We start from the raw sequence: 23,122 nt of genomic DNA on the forward strand, positions 1-23,122 counted from the left end.
GCAGAAGGCTTGGATTTATCCAATCTTATTCCTTGGTAGGGAATTAGATACGGATGAAGTCCATGTGCTCAACTTTAGGCTTGAACGCGTGACGTTGAACGTCTTGTGGCTTAACCTTAACTTCTGCGCCGTCAATCACTAGAGTGATTGCTTCGTAGAATTCAGGCTTATCCATTTGGTTGATCACGTCAGCGTGAACAAGTTCGATAGCTACAGCTTCAGCTTCGCCACCGTAGATTACTGCTGGGAATTTACCAGCGTGACGTAGGCGGCGGCTCGCACCTTTACCTAGTTCAGTACGTACTACTGCTTCAAATTTCATAGTTTTACTCTCAAATTAGTAAAAATTAACTTCACACCTCAATGCGACCTTGAGTGTGTGGTAATGCTTAGGCATGAACGAGTTCGTGCTTAAGCGAGCGCGGATACTAACATTACATTGCAATATGAGCAAGTAAGAAGCTTATTCCCAAGGTAATTTCCTTGTTCAAATGCTTTTTATATCCTGTTTACGCTCTTAACTCGGGGGATGAATGTTCTGTAAATTTATGAAGCCAGTGAGACTTTGAGTATTAGAGAGGCTTTTAAGCCACCCATTGAGCTTTTGCTAAGAGTTAAGCTACCCCGATAACTGTGCGCCATCTCATTGACGATATTGAGCCCTAAGCCTGTACCTGGCGTGGTTTCATCAAGGCGTACTCCACGCTTGGTCACCTGTTCGAGTTTCTCTTTTGGAATGCCTAAGCCATCATCTTCAATGATCAGTTCAACATTACCGTCGGTGAGCACGTTGCTGTGTACGCGAATAACTCCGTCGGCCCATTTGTAGCTGTTTTCAAGCAAGTTTCCAATCATTTCATCGAGGTCGGTTTTTTCTACAGCCACCTCAAGCTCGGAATCTAACTCGTTGATCACTGTGATATCGTTAGCGGCATAAACTTTATCAAATGCCATTGCAATCGCTTCTACACGCTCAGAAGGTGAAGACTTCACTGACAGGATATTCATTGCACCTGCCATGCGTGCGCGGCCGAGATGGTAGTCTATTTGGCTTTGAATCTGATGGATTGGTTGTTGTAATAGTGTCTTCTCGTTCTCTGGCAGCATTTCGGTTTCATTTTTCAGAACCGACAATGGCGTTTTTAATGCATGAGACAGGTTTCCTGCATGGTTCCGGGCTCGTTCTAACAATTCTTGATAATGGAAGAGCAGGGCATTAAGGTCAGAAACTAATGGAGAGACCTCTTTTGGGTAGTTACCACTTAAACCTTGCTGTTCGCCTTTTCTTAGCATCACAAGTTCCCGTTGCATTTTATTGAGCGGCAGTAGCGACCAGCTGACTTGAATACCTATCAACATCAATACGCCAATGAACAATAGCATTAGGATTAACCATACTTGGCCTGTCAGTTCAGCTAAGGTTGATTCTAATGGGGCTTCATCGATACCAATAGTGATGGTGATGGGGTCGATGAGCTCAGGTAGGTAGATGTCTTGTTCGATATAAATGAGCTTCTCTTTTTCAGGTCCTTTGATGGATGTGTGAATAGGCGATCGCTTGATGGTGAGGTCTTTGTCCCATAAAGAGCGAGAACGAATGATTTGATCTTGCGTCGCGGCGCGCCAATAAAGACCGCTGTAAGGTTGGTTAAATCTCGGATCAGACAGGCGCTCCGCCATGATTAGGCTACCACTTGAGTTGGTCTCTATATTAGCGGTCAACTCATCCAGGGTGAGGCTGAGTTGCTGCTTCATATCATCGACGAGATAGTCATGAACTAGCTTTGGTATGCCAATACCTGCCGCTAATATCATGGCTCCTAACCAAAAAGCCGCAGCGAGGAGCAAGCGGCTTTTGAGGCTGATGTTTTTAAGCGTTCTTTTTTCTAAATTCATACGTTACCCGCCGGATTTTACTCATTTTGTATCAGAGCTTCGACAATCAGCACAAGCGGTCCATTGACTGGAGAAAATACTACCCAGCATTGAGTTGATAGCCTAGGCCACGAACCGTTTTGATGATCTTTGGTGCGATTTTTTTACGAATGCGTCCGATAAACACTTCGACGGTGTTTGAGTCGCGATCGAAGTCTTGCTTGTAGATATGCTCAACTAACTCAGTGCGCGAGATAACCTTATTTTGGTTGTGCATGAAGTACGCCACCACTTTGTATTCTAGCGCTGTTAGGCTAACCGCTTGACCTTGCCAAAGTACTTTTGAACTGCGTGTATCTAGGCTTAAATCGCCGATCTGTAGAATAGGCGCTGCACTGCCTGATGCTCGGCGCAACTGTGCACGGATTCGAGCAATCAGTTCGACCATTTCGAATGGCTTGGTTAGGTAATCATCTGCGCCTGCATTCAGGCCTTCAACACGCTGAGTTAAGGTGTCTCGTGCACTTAAAATAACAACGGGTGTGTTGATGTTTTCGTCTCGAATGCCTTTCAATACGGTTAAACCATCTAACTTTGGCAAGCCGAGATCGAGCACGATGGCATCCCACTCTTCTGATGTTGCGCGATAGAGTGCATCAATACCATCTTGAGAAAGTTCTGGAACCCAATCTGCTCTCTCTAATGTTTCAATGATTTGTTGTCCCAAACGAGGTTCGTCTTCAACGACTAAAATTTTCATGATTGTTCTTCTTCATTTTTGTAGTAATTATTTGTCGTGTTTAATGGCATCTTTAAAATTTCGACCTTTAATCATGATCATTTCCATCGTTTCGGCGTTGTATTGCACTTTGATGATGTTGTTTTGGTGATTAATCTTAAGCTCATACACCCAAATATCATCGTCTTCTTCTAGTTCGACTTTGATAATTCGGCCATAAAGATCGTTTTCGACGGCTGCATACATTTCAGAAAAAGGGCGAATATATCCCTTTTTTACGGCTTGATAGACTTCGTCTTGATCCTCTTCGAATTCGATATGAGTGCCGACCTTATGGACATCTTGTACTAACTCATGGCCATTATGATCGGAGCTGGCCCATACACAGGCAGAAGAAAAGAAGCCTAAACATATAGAAAACAATGAAATCATAGCTTTACTAAACATAGCGAATCCTAGAGAAGGTTGACAATGTTCAGTATAAAAAAATGATTCTGAACAGAAAGTGAACCTGATTAATTATGAGAATTTGATACACAAAAAATAGATAATCAACGTTGTTGAAGTTCGTCTTCGAATATTTTATCTCTCATTTTCCAAAAGCGTCCTACTTTACGCGCAATCACGAATTGAGGTGGGCGAAATCGATGTTGGTGGGCGACCACTTTAGTTGGGGAAGTTTCTTCGAAAGGACGGTGTCTGTCAGCAAGGTGAGGGCGAACAAACTGATCCTTGAATGTCTGCTTTTGCTTCTTTGTGGTTAATGACCAGAATTCATGCACTTGCGCTTGGTTTTCACCACGATAGGTGACTTTAAGTTGTGTCTTACCTTTTTCGTCTTTGAGTACATTAAGGTCCATCTCTAAGCATTCAAATACGAGGGCGTCTTTTAAATTTAACGCTTCTTTGAGCTTTTTGTCGGGGTCAACTAAAGTGGCATCGCACTCATGACAAATACGCGCGGCAATGTCGTTATCAGCTCCGCATTCACCACAATACTTGGCGCGGAAGCGATACCCACAGTGTTCGCGTTCTCTGGTGTCTTCGTCGGTAAAGTAGCCCTGGCACTTGCGGCCAAAGTGTTCGAGTAGGAAGCCATTGCTGTCTAGTTTGCCCCAAAAGTTGTTATTGAAGCCACAAGCTGGGCAGGGAATGGTGATGATCTCACTGTCGGAATCCGGCTTAGGATCACCGACTTCAGGTTGGTAGAGGTCGTAACTGTTGCCCGCGTAGTCGAGTACCAAACACGCCTTTTTACCCGGCGATAAGCGTAATCCACGGCCAACGATTTGTTGGTATAAACTGATGGATTCAGTTGGCCGTAAAATCGCAATGAGATCCACATGTGGGGCATCGAAGCCTGTGGTTAATACTGACACGTTAACTAAGAACTTTATTTTACGTTCTTTGAAATCGTTGATGATTTGGTCTCGTTCGAGGGTTGGTGTTTCGCCGATGACGATGGATGATTCACTTTCGGGCAGTAAACCGAGGATCTCTTGAGCGTGTCTAACGGTCGCAGCAAATACCATGATGCCGACTTTGTCTTTGGCCAGCTCGATGATCTGGTCGACAATCTGTGGCGTCGCGCGTTTAGATTGTTCGATAACCATGTCGAGTTCGGCTTCTTTGTAGCGACCGGTGCTCGCTGGCTTGAGCTGTGAAAAGTCATAACTTAAAACGGGGGCATCAATCATGTGGGCTGGCGTGAGAAAGCCTTCGTCTAATAGGTAGCGAATTGGGAGTTCGAAAATACAGTCTCTGAAAAAACGAGGCTCTTCAGAACGAACTTGGCCACGTGTGTGATATTGATAAATCCAACCCATCCCAAGACGATACGGGGTCGCAGTCAGGCCGAGCACTTTGATTCCCGGATTGTTTTCACGTAAGTGAGAGATGACTTTTTGATAGCTACTGGTTTTTTCATCGGGCACACGGTGGCATTCATCGATAACCAACAGTGAAAATTGGTTTGAGAATGAATCGAGATTTCGCACCACAGATTGTACTGAAGCAAACACCACTTGTTGGTCGGTCTCTTTTCTCCCTAAACCGGCTGAGAAAATTGAGCCTTTTAACCCGTAACCTTCATACTTTTCATGATTCTGTTCAACCAACTCTTTTACGTGAGCCAGTACCAACACTCGACCTTTCGCAAGCCTTGCCAATTCAGCAATTACAAGGCTTTTCCCAGCACCAGTCGGAAGCACGAGAACAGCCGGAGTTTGGTGTTTTCTGAAGTAATGAATCACGGATTTGACGGAGTCTGCTTGGTATGGTCGGAGTGTATACATAAGGTGTCTTGTGTGATGAAAAACAAATAGTGTGAAATAGCTCAACTATTTGAGCAAAGGTGACTATAATACCCGACTTAGATTAGTTGAGGTATTCATGCGTTTAGATAAATTTCTGTGCGATGCGTTAGGCGTCACTCGAAGAGAAGCAACACACTTATTAAAGTCAAAAGCAGTGACAGTGAATGATGTCATTCAAAAAAGCGGCTCACTTAAGGTAACACAAGAGTGCGTGGTGGAATGGCAAGGCAATGAACTGAATGTTCACGGCCCACGTTATATCATGCTTTATAAGCCAGAAGGTTTTGTTTGTTCGCATGAAGATGGTGCAAATCGTATTGCATTTGAATTACTCGATGAAATCAAAATGGATAAGTTGCATTTTGCGGGTCGCTTAGATGTCGATACCACTGGCCTAGTGTTGATTACTGACGACGGGAAGTGGTCTCACCGTATTACGTCACCAAAGCATAAATGCGCAAAAACATACCGTGTATGGCTTGTTGAGCCTGTTGAAGACGATTACGTTGAAAAATTCAAAGAGGGCATCCAGCTTAAGAGCGAAGAAGGCCTGACACTGCCGGCACACCTTGATGTTCGTGCAGAGCGCGAAGTGCTTCTAACCATTTATGAAGGTAAATATCACCAAGTTAAGCGTATGTTTGCCGCGCTTGGTAACAAGGTTGAAGCTCTACACCGTGAGCGTATCGGTGAGATCGAGATGGACGAATCTTTGGAGTTGGGTGAATACCGTTACCTAACGCAAGAAGAAGTGGACTCTATCTGGAAGTAATCCTTTCTATTTAATGTGGCTGACCAAGGATAGCGTCGGTTGATGATGTTGACTGGTACTAGGAAAGTCTCAGCCAATCTTTTGACTTGCGTACTCACGCCAGTCCCTAGTTTTTAGTATTCGTTGAACATTCGGAGAACCATGCAAACATCGACCTCTCAAAGCCCTAACTCTCAACCAGAAACGCCTCAATTAGGTTTGGTGCTGTTTTTGATTTTAGGTGCGATTGGCGCCTTGACGCCGCTCGCGATTGATATGTATTTACCAGCGATGCCGACCATTGCCAAAGATCTTGGTGTCACCGCCGGTGAGGTGCAAATCACACTCACAGCTTATACCGCAGGCTTCGCATTGGGCCAGTTGCTTCACGGTCCTTTGGCGGACAGTTATGGTCGTAAACCTGTGCTGTTGATTGGTGTAATTTTGTTTGCAGTGGCTGCGGTGGTCAGTGCGACTACACATGGTATTGAAGCTCTGACGTTAGTTCGCATGGCTCAAGGTTTTGCCGGTGCTGCGGCAGCCGTCATCATTCAAGCGATTGTGCGTGATATGTTTGACCGTGAAGACTTCGCGAGAACCATGTCTTTCGTTACTTTGGTGATGACGGTTGCGCCTCTGGTCGCTCCAATGATCGGTGGTTACTTGGCAGTGTGGTTTGGTTGGCGTTCAATTTTTTGGGTGCTGGCTATTTTTGCGGTGATCGTTATTTTAGCGGTATTGATGAAAATTCCCGAGACATTGCCGCCAAAGAGTCGTCAACCACTGCGCTTTAAAACGACGCTCCGAAATTATGCCCGCTTGTGTAAAAACCCGACGGCCATGGGGTTGATTTTATCTGGTGCGTTCTCTTTCTCAGGGATGTTTGCATTCCTCACTGCTGGCTCTTTTGTCTACATTGATATCTATGGCGTACGCCCTGACTTGTTTGGTTACCTATTTGGTTTGAACATTGTTGCGATGATACTCATGACGACAATTAATGGACGAATCGTTAAGAAGGTTGGTTCTCACGCTATGTTGCGAGCCGCGTTAATTATTCAATTACTGGCGGGCTTAGGCTTACTCTTTGGTTGGGTGTTGGATCTCGGACTTTGGGGAATTGTGCCGTTTGTGATGTTATTTATTGGCACCATTTCGACAATAGGCAGTAATTCTATGGGCCTATTGCTCAGTGGTTATCCAAACATGGCGGGCACGGCTTCATCGCTTGCGGGGACATTAAGATTTGGTACCGGTTCTGTCGTTGGGGCTATCGTTGCGATACTGCCAAGCGACAGTGCTGGGTCTATGGCTATGGTAATGGCTGCCTGTGCAGTATTGTCAGCATTACTCTATTGGACATTAGGAAAGAAGGCATAATGTCAAAATACTATATTGAAATTCAAAAGTTAGTGAATGATGCGTTGGGCGAGCTTTACGCTCTGCATCAAGCTGGCAAAGCGGTTGATGCGCCGATTGCGAATAACCTTTACTTGGTTCGTTGGGTAACGAAGGCGATTAAGGCTCAATCTTATGATCGTGTGGTTGTGCCTGATTTGGTGCGTTGGCAGAAACAGGGCCGATCACAAGGCAACAATGCTGATTTGACCTTTACCTTCAAACGTATTTCTGCATTTTACGGTAAATTCTTCCCGGAAGGCGAACAGCCAAAAGCGTTGAAAGACAGCGATGTTGAAGCCTTTATGGATAAGATGTACGAGATGGGTTGGAGCGTATCGAGCGAAGATGAGCTAACAACGGGCGGCAAAATTCAGTTTTTCACGGATGGAGAACACTCTTTTGCGCTTTGTGGCAAACAGTGTGACGACTCATTTGACGGCGAGTTGATGGTGAAACCAATGAACTGGTTTGTTCGTGGTAATCATGCGGAGTTTATTCAAGCTGCGATGGAAGCCGGTTTCATGCTTCACAAAGTTACAGACTATAAGTCTGCGGTAAAGTACCACGGTGAGTACATTGTGTATCCTGGCAACCAAGGTAATCAACTGGCTGAGATTCCAATTAGCGTTATTGGGTAATCTCGTAACCATTGAAATGATAAAGACCGCCTAACGGGCGGTCTTTTTCTAGCTATGGGGTATGAAGGGGAGTCGTACTTACTTGCTTTTAATCTCTTTGCTCCTCGACACTCGAATCCCGTATCTGCTTTTATTCTTTTCTCATCTTGTCACCCGTATCTCGCATCTGCTCTTGTGCCTGCTTCTCTATCGCCTTCACCATGCCTTTAAAAATAAAGAGATGAGCAGGCATCATCACGAACCAATAAAGCAGCCCAGAGAACCCTTTTGGGTGCCACCAAGCTGAGATATTGAGAGAGCGAGTGTCACCATGGTCAGATACAGTAATTTCAAGTCGCCCGAGACCAGGGCCTTTCATCCCAAATAGCAGCGATAAAAACTGATTCTTCTCACAGCGAATGACTTTCCATGAATCGATTTTATCTCCAACCTTTAAGTGAGGTCCTTCAGGCGATTGTCGAATTGGAATACCGCCGCCGAAAAGAACATCTAACCATTCTCGCGTACGCCATAAAGCATTGGCAAAAAAATATCCCTGCTTAGGGCTGCCGATTTGTTGAGCGACGTCCCAAAGCGAGGCTAATGAGGCCGTCGATGTGATGGTTGCGTCGGTTTTCTTAGGGTAGTAACCGTATCCGGCCTGCCAACGTTTGAACGCCGTTTTATCAAACCCCCACACATTACTTTTGACGAAATTTCCTTCGGCGTGAATCGCTTGCTCAACCATGCTCTCGAATGAGACAAGCTTTTGAGGGTATTTTTCTCTAATAGTGGTCGAACTGGCGATGAAATCGTGCTTTAAGCCAGCAAGAAGAGCCCGGCCAATGTTAGATGGAACAGAAGTCACCACACCGAGCCAATAGGAAGCAATCTTAGGTGTGAGCAGTGATGTCGCCCAAAGCCGAAGTGGACGATCGGCTGTTTTGGCAATATGAGCAAACTGATTCCGATAAGAGATAATATCTGGGCCGCCGACTTCGAAGGTTTGGTTTTCTGTTGGTGTCTCTTGTGCCAGTTTTAGTAGGTAATAGTTAAGGTTCTGTAAGGCTATTGGGTTGGCTTTGGAGTCGACCCACTTGGGTGCAATCATGATGGGTAAGTTGTATACGAAATCTCGCATGATCTCGAACGCTGCAGAGCCTGGGCCAATGATCACGCCAGCTTGAAGTTCGGTCACGGGTACCGGGCCTTTACGAAGCAGTTCTCCGGTTTTCTTTCTTGCCTGAAGGTGATCAGAATCACCGGTCTGAGGCTGAAGGGAGCTTAGGTAGATGACGTGTTGATTCTTTGGCCCAAGCGCTGAAACAAAGTTACGTGCCAAGCTCAGTTCATAGTCAATGAAGTCATGACCTTCAGCCATTCCATGCACCAAGAAAAAGATAAGATCGAAGTCGGGAACGAGTGCCTGTGTCGCGGCTTTATCCACCAGGTCGAGATACTTAAGTGATAAATTGTCGTGAGGTTCGGTTCGAGCGGTTAAATAATCGATATGCCTTGCAGCGGCTGTGACGTGATACCCTTGTTCTAATAATAAGGGGAGGAGCTGCGAGCCAACATATCCAGAAGCGCCTAATACTAGTACTTTCTTCATCGTTACTCCATTTATCTTTGTGGTTAAAAACCGAACATGGATATAATAGCGCGATATATCTCTTTATTCATCAATACGTTCCGTTTGGGTATCTTTATGTTGATCTCTTCTATCATTCATCACACTCGTGGCGATTTTATTCGTAAGCTTATTGCGATTGCTGTGCCTATTACTTTGCAGAGTATTATGTTTTCAAGCCGAGGGTTGGTGGATGTGTTGATGTTAGGTCAACTTGGTGAAGCTGATATTGCAGCCGTGGGGGTTGCTAGCCGGGCGATGTTTGTAACGACCATTATGCTGGTGGGTGTTACCACGGGTGGTGCTCTGCTAACGGCTCAATATTGGGGGGCGGGTAACCGACAAGGTGTGAGAGAAAGTACTGCGCTGACCTGGCTGGTTTCGACACTGTTTGCGTTGCTGACAATTGTTTTATTCGTTTCTTTTCCTAAACAAATCATGGGCTTGACGACCCGATCTCAAGAAATCATCAGCCTAGGCGTTGAATACATCGTTATCACTTCATTTAGCATGTTAACGGTATCTTATGTCAGCAGTATGACTGTGGGCTTAAGGGCGATGCATAGGCCGGGGCTCAGCACTTTCTTCAGTGGGATCGGTATTTTATCGAATGTATTCTTAAACTGGGTTTTGATTTTTGGTCATTTTGGCTTTCCGGCTCTTGGGGTCAAAGGGGCGGCGATTGCAACGCTATTGAGCGGCCTAATTGAAGCGATAACCTTATTTGGCTACCTCTATGGTTCAAAGCACTTACTGGCTTTCAAGTTCTGCGATATTCAAACTGCCGCGACGATAGAAAAAGTGGTTCGTTTCTTAAAGCTATCACTTCCTACCACCTTTAACTTTTTCGCGTGGGCGGGAGGGCTGTTTGCTTATCAAGCGATCATGGGGCAATCGGGGGTGCAAGGTTTGACCGCTCTCTCGGTCATGACGCCTGTTGAGTCTATTTCGTTGAGCTTATTGATCGGCATGTCGAATGCCGCGGCTGTTTTAGTGGGTAACCAACTGGGTGCGAAAAATAATGAAGCGGTTTACTATCAAGCATTAGGTTTAACGATACTGTGTTTCTTTACTAATGTTGTCGTGGCGATCTTCCTGTATTTTATGCAAACACCAATACTTAATGCTTTCAGTGCGTTGACGGAAGAAACCAGAGCTCTTTCAGAGAAGTTTATGTTCATTTTAAGTGTTGGAATCGTCATCCGCTCAATCCCAATGACCGTGATCGTGGGGGTGCTGAGGGCTGGGGGGGATGTGAAGTTCTGCCTTTATCAAGACCTTATCGCACAATGGGTGATTGGCATTCCTGTGGCAGCCATCGCTGCTATTTATTTTAAACTCGCACCGGAATGGGTATATTTGCTGTTTCTTACTGAAGCGGTCATGAAGTGGGGGGGCTCGCTTTATCGTATGAAAACAAGGAAATGGATTAATAATTTAATAGGAAGTTGAACTCGGATCTATCAATTGTATGACTTTATCGTTGATGTGATCTATCTTTCAAAATACTTTCTCCTAACAGGGAATTAGTGTAGATTCTCATTCCAAATTCTAACTAATGTGAGCTGTTTAATGTTAAAACTGTCTGACCTATGTAAAGGCTATGTCGATGGGGGGGAGTTCCACCCTGTTTTACAAGGTGCTGAGTTAACATTAAATCAAGGCGATCAACTCGCATTAATGGGAGAAAGCGGTTCAGGTAAAAGTACATTGTTGAATCTCATCGCGGGTCTCGATCTTGTCGATTCAGGTGAAATTGTTTTCCCAAACTTCAATATGCATGATTCTACCGAAAGTTGCCGTACTGCATACCGTCGTAATAATATTGGGCATATCTTCCAACAATTTAACTTACTGCCGACACTTAATATTGCCGATAACATCCGTTTCTGTCGTCAACTAAAAGGGTTACCGGAAGATAAAGGGTTATGGAGGCAGATTTTGTCTGCACTCGATTTAATGCCTTTGCTTGGACGTTACCCAGAAGAGGCGTCAGGTGGGCAGCAACAACGAGCGGCCATCGCTCGTGCTTTGTATATGGAACCCAAAATCTTGTTGGCTGATGAACCTACGGGAAGCTTAGATGAGCGTAATGCCGAAGCTGTGATGCGTTTGTTAACCTCTTTGACCCGTCAGTTAGAATGTACTTTGTTGCTTGTTACGCACAGTGAAAAAGTCGCATTGCATATGGATGGTCGGATCCGGCTACAAGGAGGGCAACTGCATGTTATGGCCCGTAGTTAAGGCACTACTCGGCCATTATCGGCGTTATCCGCTTCAGGTTCTTTTGGTATGGCTTGGTTTAACCCTCGGTGTATCGCTTTTGGTTGGCGTTACGGCCATCAATGAGCATGCTAAACAGAGTTATGCGCATGGCGAAAGGCTTTTTTCGAATCCGCTCCCATATCGGATCCGACCAAAACACAATGCCAATAAAATCCCACAAGGCTTCTATATTCAACTTCGCCGTGAAGGCTTTCAACAGTGCTCTCCTTTTGATTACCATCGTATCACTGACGAAAATGGCGCGAACTTTATGTTAATAGGCTTAGACCCTGTGTCTATGCTTCAACTTCAACCCAGTGTTGCTTTAAAAGATCTCGTCACTCTAAACCTAATGAAGCCACCATACCCTATTCTGGTCAGTGATGATCTCGCTGAGTACATGGAGTGGGCGAATGGAGACTATCTCCATCTTATGGATGGCTCGAAATTAGGGCCCATTTTTGTTGATCATCATAACTTTATCAACGGTACTCGGCTGATTGCTGATATTTCATTGCTCCGAATGCTTAAACGCAGTGCAGGGCTTTCTGTTATTGCTTGTTCAGATATGCCACCAGAAAAACTGGAACGCCTTAAGAATATGCTGCCAAACGGATTGACAATTACTCGGACCTCAAAGGCGGAACTTGAGTCGCTAACCAGTGCTTTTCACTTGAATTTAACGGCGATGGGTATGTTGGCGTTTGTCGTGGGTTTGTTCATTTTTTATCAGGCTATGTCACTGTCATTTATTCAACGTCAGCCATTAGTTGGAATCTTAAGGCAAACCGGTGTATCGGGTTGGCAGCTTGCCAAAGCACTTTGTTTAGAGTTGTTGCTCTTGGTCGTCATTAGCTGGATCTGCGGTAACATATTTGGCGTGATGTTAGCGAATCAACTATTACCTGCGGTTTCTTCAAGTTTAGGGGATCTCTACGATGCGGATGTGGGCTTAACACTGAGTTGGGATTGGCGCTGGAGTGGTTATAGTTTACTCATGACCTTGCTTGGCACTGCATTAGCGTGCACTTGGCCCTTGGTCCGTTTGTTGAAATCTCAACCTATTCGTTTAACTTCTCGATTGTCCTTAATGCGTTTCGCTGGTACTGAGTTTACTTGGCAAGCGTTGCTTGGTTGTGGCTTTTGTGTCGCTGCAGTTGCTGTGTATCAAGCGCCTCAAACTCAAGAAACGGGGTTTGTGATTATCGCGCTGATGCTTGTGAGCGTGGCACTGTTTACACCTTTCTTGATGTGGAAATTATTCAACAGTTTGTCTTACTCATTACGTTGGGTGCGCGCTCGCTGGTTTTTTGCCGATGCAGCCTCAAGCATGAGTTACCGTGGTGTCGCGACGATGGCCTTTATGTTGGCGTTATCGGCTAATATTGGTGTTGAAACCATGGTGGGCAGTTTTAGAGACACCACCGATAAATGGTTAACACAGCGTTTAGCTGCCGATCTTTATATCTATCCAACCAACAACGCAGCGCCTCGCTTGAGTAACTGGCTATCAGAGCAACCAGAGGTTGAGTCTGTTTGGTGGCGTTGGGAAAAAGACGTTACGTCCCCTGTAGGGAATATTCAGGTTGTGAGTACAGGGCCATCTGAAGGGGAATTAGAAGCACTAACGATTAAGTTAGGTATACCCAATTATTGGTATCATTTACATCACTCTAAAGGTGTGTTGATCAGCGAGTCAATGTCGCTCAAATTGGGTATTCGCCCCGGTGATTATATCGATCTTTACGATAACCTTGGTTCAGGTTGGCAGGTTGTCGGCGTTTATTATGATTATGGAAATCCATATAATCAGGTCATGATGTCTCATCGAAACTGGCTGAATGGATTTGCCGGAAAGGGAAATGTGGGGCTTGGCGTTAGATTAAAAGACGATGTGAATGCGCGCGGTTTGCGTGGTCGTTTAGAGAGTGTGTTCAGGCTTGGTTCAGAACGTATTTTTGATAATAACAACATCCACAGCCAAGCAATGCGTGTGTTTGATCGAACATTTGCCATTGCCGACACATTGGGCAATATCACGTTAGTCATTGCAGTCTTCGGTATTTTCTTTGCTACCGTTGCTGGGGAAGTATCACGCCAAAGGCATATTTCATTGCAACGTTGTTTAGGGGTTTCCGCGAAAGAGCTTATCTTAACCGGTAGCCTACAATTATTTGTATTTGGACTCATCTCTTCCTTGGTGGCAGTGCCACTTGGTTTGGCTCTGGCAAATTTAGTGGTTGATATCGTTATTAAGCAGTCTTTTGGCTGGTCACTCGAGTTACAAGTGATTCCATGGAACTATTTGATGACATTTGCGTGGGCGATGGCCGCGTTAATGCTTGCCGGTGCTTTACCTGTGATAAGAATCATTCGGAACACGCCGATGAAATCATTGAGGGATGCGCTTTAATATGCTTCAACGAAATAGACCTACCAAGTACAGACGTCGATTTTTCTCCTCTCTATTATTGATGAGTTTCTTCGGTGCTATTTTAGGAATTTGGGCTTATTCTTCCTATTCTGCCGACGTTGACGAAAAGGCTGGAAACGAAGTTAACTCAATACTGGTTAACGAACACTTCAATGTATTCGAGCCTGTGTTACCCGGCCGTAGCGTCGCATTACCGCGTGACTTCCAGTTCCACCCCGAGTATCAACATGAGTGGTGGCACTACTTTGCATCTTTAAAAGATGATCGTGGTAAACAGTACTCTGTTCAATGGAGTTTTTTTCGTGTGGCAACCGATGAGCGTGAAACGCCGGGGTGGCAAAGTCCGCAAATTTACATTTCAAATATCGTCATTTCCTCTGAATCCAAAGTTTGGAAAGAGCAGCGTTTAGCGCGTGGTGGTATTGGTCAAGCGGGAATGACGAATGGCCCATTTAGAATTTGGATTGATAATTGGAGTTGGCGGGGGCTAGGGAACACTCCGTTTCCTGGGCGTCTGCACGTGAAAACGGATAGCTTTGGTCTTGAGCTGAATACTGTGACTAAAGGGCCTTATGTGCTCAACGGCGATAATGGCTATCAGAAAAAACACGATTTGCTGCCTATCGCCTCTTATAGCTTTAGTGCTCCATTTTTGTCTTTAAGTGGTGTGTTAAATCTAGACGGTGTCGCAAAGAAAGTGGCAGGGACTGCGTGGGTAAATAAAGAGTGGGGCAGTGGCTTGCTCGGCATGGGTCAACAGGGTTGGGATTGGTTTGTGTTTAATTTGGATGATGGAACTGCATTGAGTATCAGTCGCTACCGTCACAATAAGCAGTTACCGTATGTTTTTGGTACCTTAGCGACCCGGTCTGGTCAAGTTTACCAGTTAACGGAATCTGATATCTCGATGAAGCCATTGAAGAAGACGACGTTGTTTAACGGTAAAAGAATGCCCTTACAATGGGTTATTAGTGTTCCTAAGTATGAGATAAACCTGACTACGCGTATTAAACGTAAGGATATGTGGTTACCATTTGTCATACCCTATTGGGAAGGGCCAATTACGGCGAATGGAAGCCATAATGCGACGGGATTTATGCAGTTAACTGGCTATTAAAAATCACCTAAGGCTATCATTTGATAGCCTTTTTTTATATTTTTGTATCTTCAATTCTCGAATTAATTCTGCATACATCATCCATGTTCTCATCTATACTTGGCTCATGTTGTGTAATAATGACTATGGTATATACGACATATTGTTTGTTATTTGTAGGAAAAACCGAAGTTAAACATCCGAAGAAGTGATTATCTATCGATAACGCTAGGATATAAACTCCTCTCAATACTTTGTAATTCGTTTATTTCAATAATAAATATAAGGGCGAAATCATGACAGACGTCATCCGTGACTTCTTTAAAATGGAATCTGCTGGCGGCATCATACTAGTCATCGCTGCGGCGATCGCAATGTTTGTAGCAAACTCACCACTGAACGAAATGTACCAAGGTGTACTTCACAGTTACGTTCTTGGTATGTCGGTATCTCACTGGATTAACGATGGCTTAATGGCTGTCTTCTTCCTTCTAATCGGCTTAGAAGTTAAGCGCGAACTTTTAGAAGGCGCATTAAAGTCTAAAGAGACGGCAATCTTCCCCGCTATCGCAGCGGTGGGCGGTATGCTAGCTCCTGCACTTATTTACGTGCTATTCAATTCAAGTAACCCTGAAGCGCTTCAAGGTTGGGCTATCCCAGCAGCAACGGATATCGCATTCGCATTGGGTATTATGGCGCTTCTTGGTAACCGTGTACCGGTAAGCTTGAAAGTATTCCTACTCGCGCTGGCAATTATCGATGACTTAGGTGTTGTTGTTATCATTGCACTGTTCTACTCAGGTGATCTATCGACGCTTGCACTTACCGTTGGCTTTATCGCAACGGGTGTACTGTTCATGCTAAACAACAAGCGTGTGACTAAACTGAGTGTTTACCTTATTGTTGGTGCCATTCTGTGGTTCGCAGTATTGAAATCAGGTGTTCATGCAACATTGGCAGGTGTAGTCATTGGTTTTGCTATCCCACTGAAAGGTAATAAAGGGGAGCGCTCTCCGCTGAAACACCTAGAGCATGCATTACACCCATACGTAGCGTTTGCAATTTTACCAATCTTCGCATTTGCAAACGCCGGTATCTCACTGGAAGGCATCTCACTTTCAAACCTTACAGGCATGCTACCGCTTGGTATTGCGATGGGTCTGTTGGTCGGTAAGCCTCTGGGTATCTTCCTCTTCAGCTGGGGCGCGGTGAAAACGGGTATAGCTAAGCTTCCTGAAGGTGTGAACTTCATGAACATCTTCGCGGTATCGGTGCTGTGTGGTATCGGCTTTACGATGTCTATCTTTATTTCATCACTCGCATTTGGACCAACGAACGCCGATTTTGATACGCTCGCTCGATTAGGTATTCTGATGGGGTCAACGACTGCGGCTATCTTAGGTTACTTCCTGCTAAGAACTTCACTACCGAAGACTAAGCGACAAGAAGTAAAGCTATAGTCGGCAACAGGCTCGACAAATAGTAAAAAGCCGTGATGGGTCACCCTATCGCGGCTTTATTGATCTTGTCGCTCAGTTATCTTTGTAAGATGTCTGGCGACCTTTAAGTGACAATGTCACGCTATTTTTCTAGCGTGGTAAAAATGGTCCATTCTTCAACGATCTGTTCACTTAACCCAACAACGGTCGCTGTTACCTTACGGTTCAGCGCATGTGAAGTAGGGTCATCACCATCGTTTTCTAATCGTTCTTCACCATAGCCGACAATTCGCACGCGTTCTGGATCAATACCATTCGCAAGTAACTCGTCTTGAACATTGTTTGCTCGCTTTTTTGACAACTCTAAGTTGTATTCGTTGGAGCCCACTTTACTCGCGTAACCTTGGATTTCAATTGAAGCGCTTTTATAGGTTTCGAGGAACTCTGCCATGGTAGTGATTTGATCAGAAAAAATTGGATTCACTTCAAATGAGTCATGAGCAAAAAGTATTTTTAGTTGTCTAACTTCTTCTGCACGAATGGTTTCGCCACAGCCATCATTGTCGACTTGTGACGCTTCAGGCGTTCCTGGGCAGGTATCACGCGCGTTGACCACGCCATCTTTGTCATCATCTTGCAGATCTGCAATCTGTTCTGCTTCAGGTGTTTCGATATAAGCCTCTTCCTGCTGGCTTGAACAGGCAAACAAAGTCATTGTTAATACGGGAAGTAATAAGTAGGTTATTTTCATCATTAATACTCCACGGCCGTGGTCCACTCTTCTGGAATATCGACCAGTAGAGCATTCAATAAAGAACCCGTTGCGTTCATCACACGGTATTTAGCGTACTGCTCAGAGTAATGAGCATCGAGGTAATCTTTACGGGCTTCAAATAGTTCGTTTTCAGTGTTGAGCAAGTCAAGCAGAGTCCGTTTGCCTATTCGGTATTGTTTTTCATAAGCGATAACGGTCTCTGACGCTGAATCAACATGATCAGATAAGAAGTTCTTTTGTTGTAACGTTAGATCCAATGCACTCCATGAGAGACGAAGACCTTCTTCCACTTGGCGATAAGCGCGATCTCTCAAATCTTTTGCCTTATTCAGTTGGTAAGCCGCGGCTTCCGAGTTAGCACTGTCGGTACCACCGTTATACAAGTTATATCGCATTCTTAACATTGCGAGCGTTTCTTGACTAGAGCCTTCATCACCGCCCGCGTCGTCACGCCATGATTGAGATGCTTCAAAGGAGAAAGTAGGGTAATTCACCCCTTTAGATTGCTTGTATTGAAAGTGCGCGGCATCAACATCTGCAGACGCCACTTTTATGACTGGGTGATTGTCCAGAGCATCAACAATGGCATCTGTTAATGATAAGGGAATCATTGCAATATCGGCTCTCGGGTATATTAGTCCCAGTGGTTCTTGACCAACCACTCGTCTAAATTGGGTGTGAGTATCGATCAAATTATTCTGTGCGGCCAATAAGTTACCGTGAGCTTTTGCTATCCTAGCTTCAACCTGTGATACATCGGCGGTTGATCCGATACCTGAAACAGCGCGCTTTTTGATGTCTTTATAGATTTTTTTATGCACAGCTAGGTTGCTTTCCGAGAGGGCTAAAATCTCCGTTGCTTTTACTGCATCTAAATAGATTTGGGTAACTTCTAGCGCTTTGTCTTCGGCATCTGCTATCAATTGCAAACGAACCGATTCGGCTTCTGCTGCTGTACGATCCATATCGTTTAGAGTCGATGATCCATCCCACAGTAGTTGAGTTAGGGATAGGGTTGCTTCCTTTCTGGTGAGGTCGGTGTCGGGGCCATTGTTGGGGGCGGGATTTATCCCTTCATAACCAATCCCAGCATCTAGGTCGATACTGGGTCTGTAAGCTCCGCCAGCGGCATCATTTCGACTTCGTACACTCACATATTCGTTAAAGATACTTTTTATCTCAGGGTTTGTTGCTAGCGTGATAGCAACAGCCTGCTCCAAAGTTTGGGCTGAAACGGGTGTGATGGCTATGCAGCAGCTTAAAACTGACAACTTAAACAATCTCAAAGTAGTTCTCCTTCCACTTACTAGTCGCTTTCTCAAGGATAAGAGCAATGAGTGATAAATGATTAACCTTGTTAAACGAAGCTTAGGACATATGTTAGGGAAATGAGAAATTTGTTGTTTTTTTTTCAACGTAAGTCGCTATTGCGATTGATTAATTTAAACCGCATCAAATTTCCGCACGATTAGTGAGTTGATTGTCAATAGCGTAGCGACTAGATTTACTGTAGGAAATAGCCACAGCGCAGAGTGGGATTGGTTCGCGTTTGGCATGTTCTGGGCAGAAGTGGGAATATGGATATGGGAAATATCAACCTTAATATACTCGGTCTTGCTAGCGGGAGTGTAGTACTCGACGCTCAGGGTCAAGTTAGACGTTTGTCTTTGGGCGAACAACCAACTGCTAGCGACGTCATTATCAGCGTGGGGACGAGCGAAGAGAGTGTGCCAAGTGTATCTGCACGTTTTGTCGATAACCAGGGACAACAAAATGTGCTAGAGACTGATGATGCGATCGCTCAAGTTCAGCGTGCAATTGAAGAAGGGTTTGATCCGACGGAATTAGGAGAAGAATTTGATACTGCAGCGGGTGAGCAAGGATCAAGCTTGACCAACAGCGGTAGGATTGAACGTACGGGAGCTGAAACTCAAGCTGCCACAAATTTTGAAACTGACGGGTTCGAGTCTCAAGGATTGTCCGAAACTCAAAGCCTTGCTCTTTTTGATATCATCGCTTTTGCGCTTATTTCTGGTGAAGCGAACGTTATTGAGTTTGAGCTAGATGAACCCATTGAAACTGGAGGCGCTTTAACGAGTGATGATCCGGATGTTACTTTCGTCGCCAAGGATGTGGAAGGAGAGAATGGATTGGGAACCTTTGTCGTCAACGAGGATGGAACGTGGGCCTTTGTTGCCAACAGTCCGTTTGATGAACTTGCCAGCGGTGAACAAATTCAAGATACGACGACAGTACAAACTTCCGATGGAGGCGAACAAGTCATCACAGTCACGATAATTGGTACTGATGATGCAGCTGTCGCGACTGATGACTCGGGCAGTGTAACTGAGGACGTTGATGTAGATGAAGTCACCAATCAATTAGTGACGTCTGGTCAGATCGTGATTACAGATATAGACAATGACACACCTACCTTTTCAGATGACGGCGAGTTTAACCTGATAGGTTCAACAAACGACTCACAGCTGGGCGTATTGAGCATCGCCCCCGATGGTGCTTGGACTTACGTAGTCAACAACGATGATGTTCAGTACTTAGATGACGATGAATTCGTTACTGAGGTTTATACCGTGACGGCCAGTGACGGTACTACGAGCGAAGTGACCATCACTATTAACGGTGCCGACGACCCCTCGGATATAACCGTAGGTGAAGGTGATTCAGACACTGGTGAAGTGACTGAGGATGTCGACGTTGCTCCTGAGAGTAACGACTTGATGGCGACGGGAACATTGACGATCACCGATGTTGATGCCAATGATGTCGCGGCTTTTGACCCCAACGGAACATTTAATCCAGAAGGCTCAACCAATGAGACCGCGTTGGGTATGTTGACGATTACCGACGATGGCGAATGGACGTATGTCGTAGATAACGATGATGTTCAATATCTTGATGACGATGAGTTTGTCACCGAGGTTTACACGGTTACTGCGATTGACGGAACCACAAGTGAAGTGACCATCACCATCAACGGTGCCGATGATCCGTCTGAGATCACCGTTGGTGAAGGGGACTCTGACACGGGAGAGGTGACGGAAGATGTCGATGTCGATCCGGAGAGTAATGACTTGATGGCGACGGGAACACTGACGATTACTGATGTCGACACGAGTGACATGCCCGCCTTTAAACCTAATGGTGTGTTTACCCCTATTGGGTCTACTTATGCACTTGCTTTGGGTATGTTAACGATTACTCCAGAGGGTGCATGGAGCTATGTCGTTGATAACGATGCGGTTCAATACTTGAATGATGATGACACGGTTATTGAAAGATATGTGGTAACCGCGATTGATGGTGTAGAGCATGTTATCGAGATAACAATCAATGGTGTCAATGACGCGCCTCAAGCGACCAGCTTTACGGTCGTCAATGATGAAGACGCGATCATACCAATCCTCTTCGATTCTGAAGATGGCGGTATGCCTGATTACATCTCGGATATAGAAGATGACCATGACGACATTCCACTTAATATTCGGATAGAAAGCTTGCCAACCAACGGCAGCCTTTTGTATACCGACGAAAATGGCGTCACGAGAGAAATTGTACAGTCTGATGTTGATAGCGGTGAGTTGTTTGTTCCGAACAATATCAGTTTTGTCGCTGGGCCTGGAGAGATGTTTGAAATGGGCTTTAGTGGTGATCCAGAGGATATGCCAGAGCTTGTTGATGGTTTCTATAATTGGGGGGTAGCAGTTTCACCAACAGAGAGGCTTATTACGCTCAATAACGGCAATACAATTACAGTAACGATTGAAGACAACAATAATAAACCGTTGAAACAGTATCAAGGTGAACAATCTCATGTTGGTTTTGGGATAGGGGATACCGATGGTAGAGGTATGAACAAGCAGGAGACCTTGATCCTCGACTTTACCAATAATCCATTAGAGATTGTTGATTTTGGTTTAGACGGTTTGGGTGGCTCATTTAACACTGATAGTAATGTTTATGTTGAAGTGCTCTATACCTTTGCTGATGGCACGACTCAGACGGAGCAATATCAAAAAGATCCAGGGGATACCGGGAATAGCCAAATTCTGTATGATTTTAGTTATTCTTCACCAGACAATCCGATTGTTGGGATGGCGCTGTCATCGACGGGGGGCAGTTGGGAGTTGCGCTATGTTCAAGGTAACGAGGCGGTAACTGAAGACCCGCAGTTTGATTATGTCGCGGTCGACTCTAATGGTGCAGAAAGCACGGTAGAGACGGTCACCATCGATATCGAAGATCCGCAGCAATACAACGTTATTAGTGCTGCGAGTAATGACCCCTTGTATGCCGAGTCCGGTAACGATCTGTTTATTGGTGACAGCGGAGATAACATTTTCATTTGGCTAGACTCTGCGCTCGATAATAGCACCGATATTGTTAAAGATTTTGAGCTTTACGTGAATAGTTCTGGGGATCTCATTGATCTCAGTGATTTGCTCGAAGACCCTCAAGATGAGACTCAAATGGCAGCGTTACTTGATTCGATAGAGGTCACTGTCGATGGAGAAGATATTTCGTTGTCGATTCCAATCAATGGAGGGGATGATGTCCAAACTATCGTTGTTGAGGGGATTGCAACCGAACTGGGTGGTTCGATTGACCTAGGTAATGACCTGGCTGTGCTGGGAGAACTGATCAAAAATGATGCTGCTTAAGTAGATAACGTGAACGGTTCTAATGCCTACGTAAGAAAAGCCCACATCTGGACTGGCCCTCAATGGTTGGACAACCAATTCTTGGGGGCTTTTTTTGTGGCGAGATTTATGCAAAGAAAAGGTATCGGAATAACGGATAAAAAAAAGCCCAAACCAATTCGGTTTGGGCGGATACAAGTATAGGAGTTAACAAGGAAAATGCAGTGGTGAGAGAGCAGGGAAGAGACAAGTTTGACGGCCTGTTAAACTTCGAAATACTCTGCTTTCTACTTAATTTATGACTCTCCATTTCTATTTCAGTTCCAATAAAATTCATTAATTTTTCGTTTTTTTGTAAACACTCATTGATTCAATTGGTTAGCACCAAATTCACCTAACTGGTACGACCAATCTGCGAAAATGTGATGTTGCCTGCTTGTTGAATAAATGTGTCAATAGTATATTTCAAACAGTTGTTTAATACGAGTGATTGAAATGGCACCGAGAAGCACCACCAAAGACAAAATCTTAGACGTGGCTGAAAGTTTATTTGCTGAGCACGGTTTTAATGACACCTCATTACGTACTATTACGAGTAAAGCCAATGTCAACTTAGCTTCAGTGAACTATCACTTCGGTGATAAGAAGACTCTGGTTCGTGCAGTACTCAATCGATACTTAGAAGCATTCATGCCGGCACTTCAAGATGCCTTAGTGAACTTAAACTTAAATGAAACGTATTCTATGAGTGACGTGTTTGAGTCTTTAAGGCAACCGCTAAGAGCACTGAATGATGTTAGACCCAATGGTACGAGTCGCTTCATGTTGCTTATTGGTCGTGGTTATACCGATGTACAAGGTCACTTGCGTTGGTTCATCACTACTCGTTATAGCGAAGTACTTTCTCTGTTTACGACGTCCGTAATCAAAGCGAATCCAAGTCTCACTCAAGAACAGTTATTTTGGCGATTACACTTCACCCTAGGGGCTTGTGTATTCACCATGGCATCCAGTCAAGCTCTGGTCGAAATTGCAGAGAGTGACTATGACAGAAAGATAGAAGCCAAGGCTGTGGTCGATATTCTTATCCCATATTTAGCCGCTGGCATGTCAGCTGAAGAATAAAA

The 23,122-nt window shown here is 44.8% G+C and carries 18 protein-coding genes; 10 read left to right on the plus strand and 8 right to left on the minus strand.

Annotation, left to right across the window (positions count from 1 at the left end; translation table 11 throughout):
* Positions 1-43: 43 nt before the first annotated feature.
* From rplY to OCU36_RS05615, 5 genes are all read right to left on the minus strand, one after another.
* Positions 44-322, minus strand: coding sequence for a 50S ribosomal protein L25 (gene rplY / locus OCU36_RS05595; protein ID WP_261839411.1), 279 nt, complete (start codon positions 320-322; stop codon positions 44-46).
* A gap of 224 nt (positions 323-546) precedes the next feature.
* On the minus strand, positions 547-1,896 hold the full coding sequence (locus OCU36_RS05600) for an ATP-binding protein (RefSeq protein ID WP_261839412.1): 1,350 nt from the start codon (positions 1,894-1,896) through the stop codon (positions 547-549).
* Between the two features lie 79 nt (positions 1,897-1,975).
* The gene (locus OCU36_RS05605) at positions 1,976-2,635 is read right to left on the minus strand and encodes a response regulator transcription factor (RefSeq protein WP_261839413.1); all 660 of its coding nucleotides are present in this window, start codon (positions 2,633-2,635) and stop codon (positions 1,976-1,978) included.
* Positions 2,636-2,662: 27 nt separating this feature from the next.
* Positions 2,663-3,061: a PepSY domain-containing protein gene (locus OCU36_RS05610; RefSeq protein ID WP_261839414.1), complete on the minus strand. Its 399-nt coding sequence runs from the start codon at positions 3,059-3,061 to the stop codon at positions 2,663-2,665.
* Positions 3,062-3,165: 104 nt separating this feature from the next.
* A complete protein-coding gene (locus OCU36_RS05615) occupies positions 3,166-4,908 on the minus strand; it encodes a DEAD/DEAH box helicase (protein WP_261839415.1) in 1,743 nt (580 codons plus the stop codon).
* A 97-nt stretch (positions 4,909-5,005) separates the two neighbouring features.
* Between OCU36_RS05615 and rsuA the strand changes: the two genes are divergently transcribed.
* From rsuA to OCU36_RS05630, 3 genes are all read left to right on the plus strand, one after another.
* A complete protein-coding gene (gene rsuA, locus OCU36_RS05620) occupies positions 5,006-5,701 on the plus strand; it encodes a 16S rRNA pseudouridine(516) synthase RsuA (protein WP_261839416.1) in 696 nt (231 codons plus the stop codon).
* Between the two features lie 141 nt (positions 5,702-5,842).
* Positions 5,843-7,060 carry a Bcr/CflA family multidrug efflux MFS transporter gene (locus tag OCU36_RS05625; protein WP_261839417.1) on the plus strand — a complete coding sequence of 406 codons (1,218 nt, stop codon included), beginning with the start codon at positions 5,843-5,845 and terminating at the stop codon, positions 7,058-7,060.
* Complete coding sequence (locus OCU36_RS05630) at positions 7,060-7,719, plus strand: DUF2913 family protein (protein WP_261839418.1); 660 nt, start codon at positions 7,060-7,062, stop codon at positions 7,717-7,719. The genes OCU36_RS05625 and OCU36_RS05630 overlap by 1 nt, the downstream gene beginning before the upstream one ends.
* 130 nt (positions 7,720-7,849) lie before the next feature.
* Here the strand turns inward: OCU36_RS05630 and OCU36_RS05635 are convergent, their stop codons facing one another.
* Positions 7,850-9,310 carry an SDR family oxidoreductase gene (locus OCU36_RS05635; protein ID WP_261839419.1) on the minus strand — a complete coding sequence of 487 codons (1,461 nt, stop codon included), beginning with the start codon at positions 9,308-9,310 and terminating at the stop codon, positions 7,850-7,852.
* A 96-nt stretch (positions 9,311-9,406) separates the two neighbouring features.
* On the opposite strand from OCU36_RS05635, the gene OCU36_RS05640 reads away from it, so the two are divergent.
* The 5 genes from OCU36_RS05640 to nhaA all read left to right on the plus strand — a co-directional run bounded on the left by OCU36_RS05640 (position 9,407) and on the right by nhaA (position 16,583).
* On the plus strand, positions 9,407-10,780 hold the full coding sequence (locus OCU36_RS05640; RefSeq protein ID WP_261839690.1) for an MATE family efflux transporter: 1,374 nt from the start codon (positions 9,407-9,409) through the stop codon (positions 10,778-10,780).
* A gap of 120 nt (positions 10,781-10,900) precedes the next feature.
* The gene (locus OCU36_RS05645) at positions 10,901-11,572 is read left to right on the plus strand and encodes an ABC transporter ATP-binding protein (RefSeq protein ID WP_261839420.1); all 672 of its coding nucleotides are present in this window, start codon (positions 10,901-10,903) and stop codon (positions 11,570-11,572) included.
* On the plus strand, positions 11,553-14,006 hold the full coding sequence (locus OCU36_RS05650) for an ABC transporter permease (RefSeq protein ID WP_261839421.1): 2,454 nt from the start codon (positions 11,553-11,555) through the stop codon (positions 14,004-14,006). The genes OCU36_RS05645 and OCU36_RS05650 overlap by 20 nt, the downstream gene beginning before the upstream one ends.
* Complete coding sequence (locus OCU36_RS05655; protein WP_261839422.1) at positions 13,996-15,144, plus strand: lipocalin-like domain-containing protein; 1,149 nt, start codon at positions 13,996-13,998, stop codon at positions 15,142-15,144. The genes OCU36_RS05650 and OCU36_RS05655 overlap by 11 nt, the downstream gene beginning before the upstream one ends.
* Positions 15,145-15,419: 275 nt before the next feature.
* Entirely contained in the window at positions 15,420-16,583 is a 1,164-nt protein-coding gene (gene nhaA, locus OCU36_RS05660; protein ID WP_261839423.1) for a Na+/H+ antiporter NhaA, read from the plus strand.
* A 121-nt stretch (positions 16,584-16,704) separates the two neighbouring features.
* On the opposite strand, the gene OCU36_RS05665 is transcribed toward nhaA, so the two are convergent.
* Both OCU36_RS05665 and OCU36_RS05670 read right to left on the minus strand, forming a co-directional pair.
* Positions 16,705-17,316 (minus strand): OmpA family protein, encoded by a 612-nt coding sequence (locus tag OCU36_RS05665; RefSeq protein ID WP_261839424.1) that lies wholly within the window; start codon positions 17,314-17,316, stop codon positions 16,705-16,707.
* A complete protein-coding gene (locus OCU36_RS05670; RefSeq protein ID WP_261839425.1) occupies positions 17,316-18,623 on the minus strand; it encodes a TolC family outer membrane protein in 1,308 nt (435 codons plus the stop codon). The genes OCU36_RS05665 and OCU36_RS05670 overlap by 1 nt, the downstream gene beginning before the upstream one ends.
* Before the next feature lie 297 nt (positions 18,624-18,920).
* Between OCU36_RS05670 and OCU36_RS05675 the strand changes: the two genes are divergently transcribed.
* Complete coding sequence (locus OCU36_RS05675) at positions 18,921-22,016, plus strand: VCBS domain-containing protein (RefSeq protein ID WP_261839426.1); 3,096 nt, start codon at positions 18,921-18,923, stop codon at positions 22,014-22,016.
* A gap of 474 nt (positions 22,017-22,490) precedes the next feature.
* Positions 22,491-23,120: a TetR/AcrR family transcriptional regulator gene (locus OCU36_RS05680; protein ID WP_261839427.1), complete on the plus strand. Its 630-nt coding sequence runs from the start codon at positions 22,491-22,493 to the stop codon at positions 23,118-23,120.
* The last annotated feature ends 2 nt before the right edge of the window (positions 23,121-23,122 follow it).

It is taken from the genome of Vibrio artabrorum (genome assembly GCF_024347295.1).
GTDB classification, from domain to species: Bacteria; Pseudomonadota; Gammaproteobacteria; order Enterobacterales; family Vibrionaceae; genus Vibrio; species Vibrio artabrorum.

Bases quoted from the DNA above. Each gene is read 5' to 3' on its own strand.
- OCU36_RS05600 (WP_261839412.1), bottom strand. From the start codon at position 1,896: ATGAATTTAGAAAAAAGAACGCTTAAAAACATCAGCCTCAAAAGCCGC.
- OCU36_RS05630 (WP_261839418.1), top strand. From the start codon at position 7,060: ATGTCAAAATACTATATTGAAATTCAAAAGTTAGTGAATGATGCGTTG.
- OCU36_RS05640 (WP_261839690.1), top strand. From the start codon at position 9,407: ATGTTGATCTCTTCTATCATTCATCACACTCGTGGCGATTTTATTCGT.
- nhaA (WP_261839423.1), top strand. From the start codon at position 15,420: ATGACAGACGTCATCCGTGACTTCTTTAAAATGGAATCTGCTGGCGGC.
- rsuA (WP_261839416.1), top strand. From the start codon at position 5,006: ATGCGTTTAGATAAATTTCTGTGCGATGCGTTAGGCGTCACTCGAAGA.
- rplY (WP_261839411.1), bottom strand. From the start codon at position 322: ATGAAATTTGAAGCAGTAGTACGTACTGAACTAGGTAAAGGTGCGAGC.
- OCU36_RS05605 (WP_261839413.1), bottom strand. From the start codon at position 2,635: ATGAAAATTTTAGTCGTTGAAGACGAACCTCGTTTGGGACAACAAATC.
- OCU36_RS05635 (WP_261839419.1), bottom strand. From the start codon at position 9,310: ATGAAGAAAGTACTAGTATTAGGCGCTTCTGGATATGTTGGCTCGCAG.
- OCU36_RS05655 (WP_261839422.1), top strand. From the start codon at position 13,996: ATGCGCTTTAATATGCTTCAACGAAATAGACCTACCAAGTACAGACGT.
- OCU36_RS05650 (WP_261839421.1), top strand. From the start codon at position 11,553: ATGTTATGGCCCGTAGTTAAGGCACTACTCGGCCATTATCGGCGTTAT.
- OCU36_RS05610 (WP_261839414.1), bottom strand. From the start codon at position 3,061: ATGTTTAGTAAAGCTATGATTTCATTGTTTTCTATATGTTTAGGCTTC.
- OCU36_RS05680 (WP_261839427.1), top strand. From the start codon at position 22,491: ATGGCACCGAGAAGCACCACCAAAGACAAAATCTTAGACGTGGCTGAA.
- OCU36_RS05645 (WP_261839420.1), top strand. From the start codon at position 10,901: ATGTTAAAACTGTCTGACCTATGTAAAGGCTATGTCGATGGGGGGGAG.
- OCU36_RS05625 (WP_261839417.1), top strand. From the start codon at position 5,843: ATGCAAACATCGACCTCTCAAAGCCCTAACTCTCAACCAGAAACGCCT.
- OCU36_RS05665 (WP_261839424.1), bottom strand. From the start codon at position 17,316: ATGATGAAAATAACCTACTTATTACTTCCCGTATTAACAATGACTTTG.
- OCU36_RS05675 (WP_261839426.1), top strand. From the start codon at position 18,921: ATGGGAAATATCAACCTTAATATACTCGGTCTTGCTAGCGGGAGTGTA.
- OCU36_RS05615 (WP_261839415.1), bottom strand. From the start codon at position 4,908: ATGTATACACTCCGACCATACCAAGCAGACTCCGTCAAATCCGTGATT.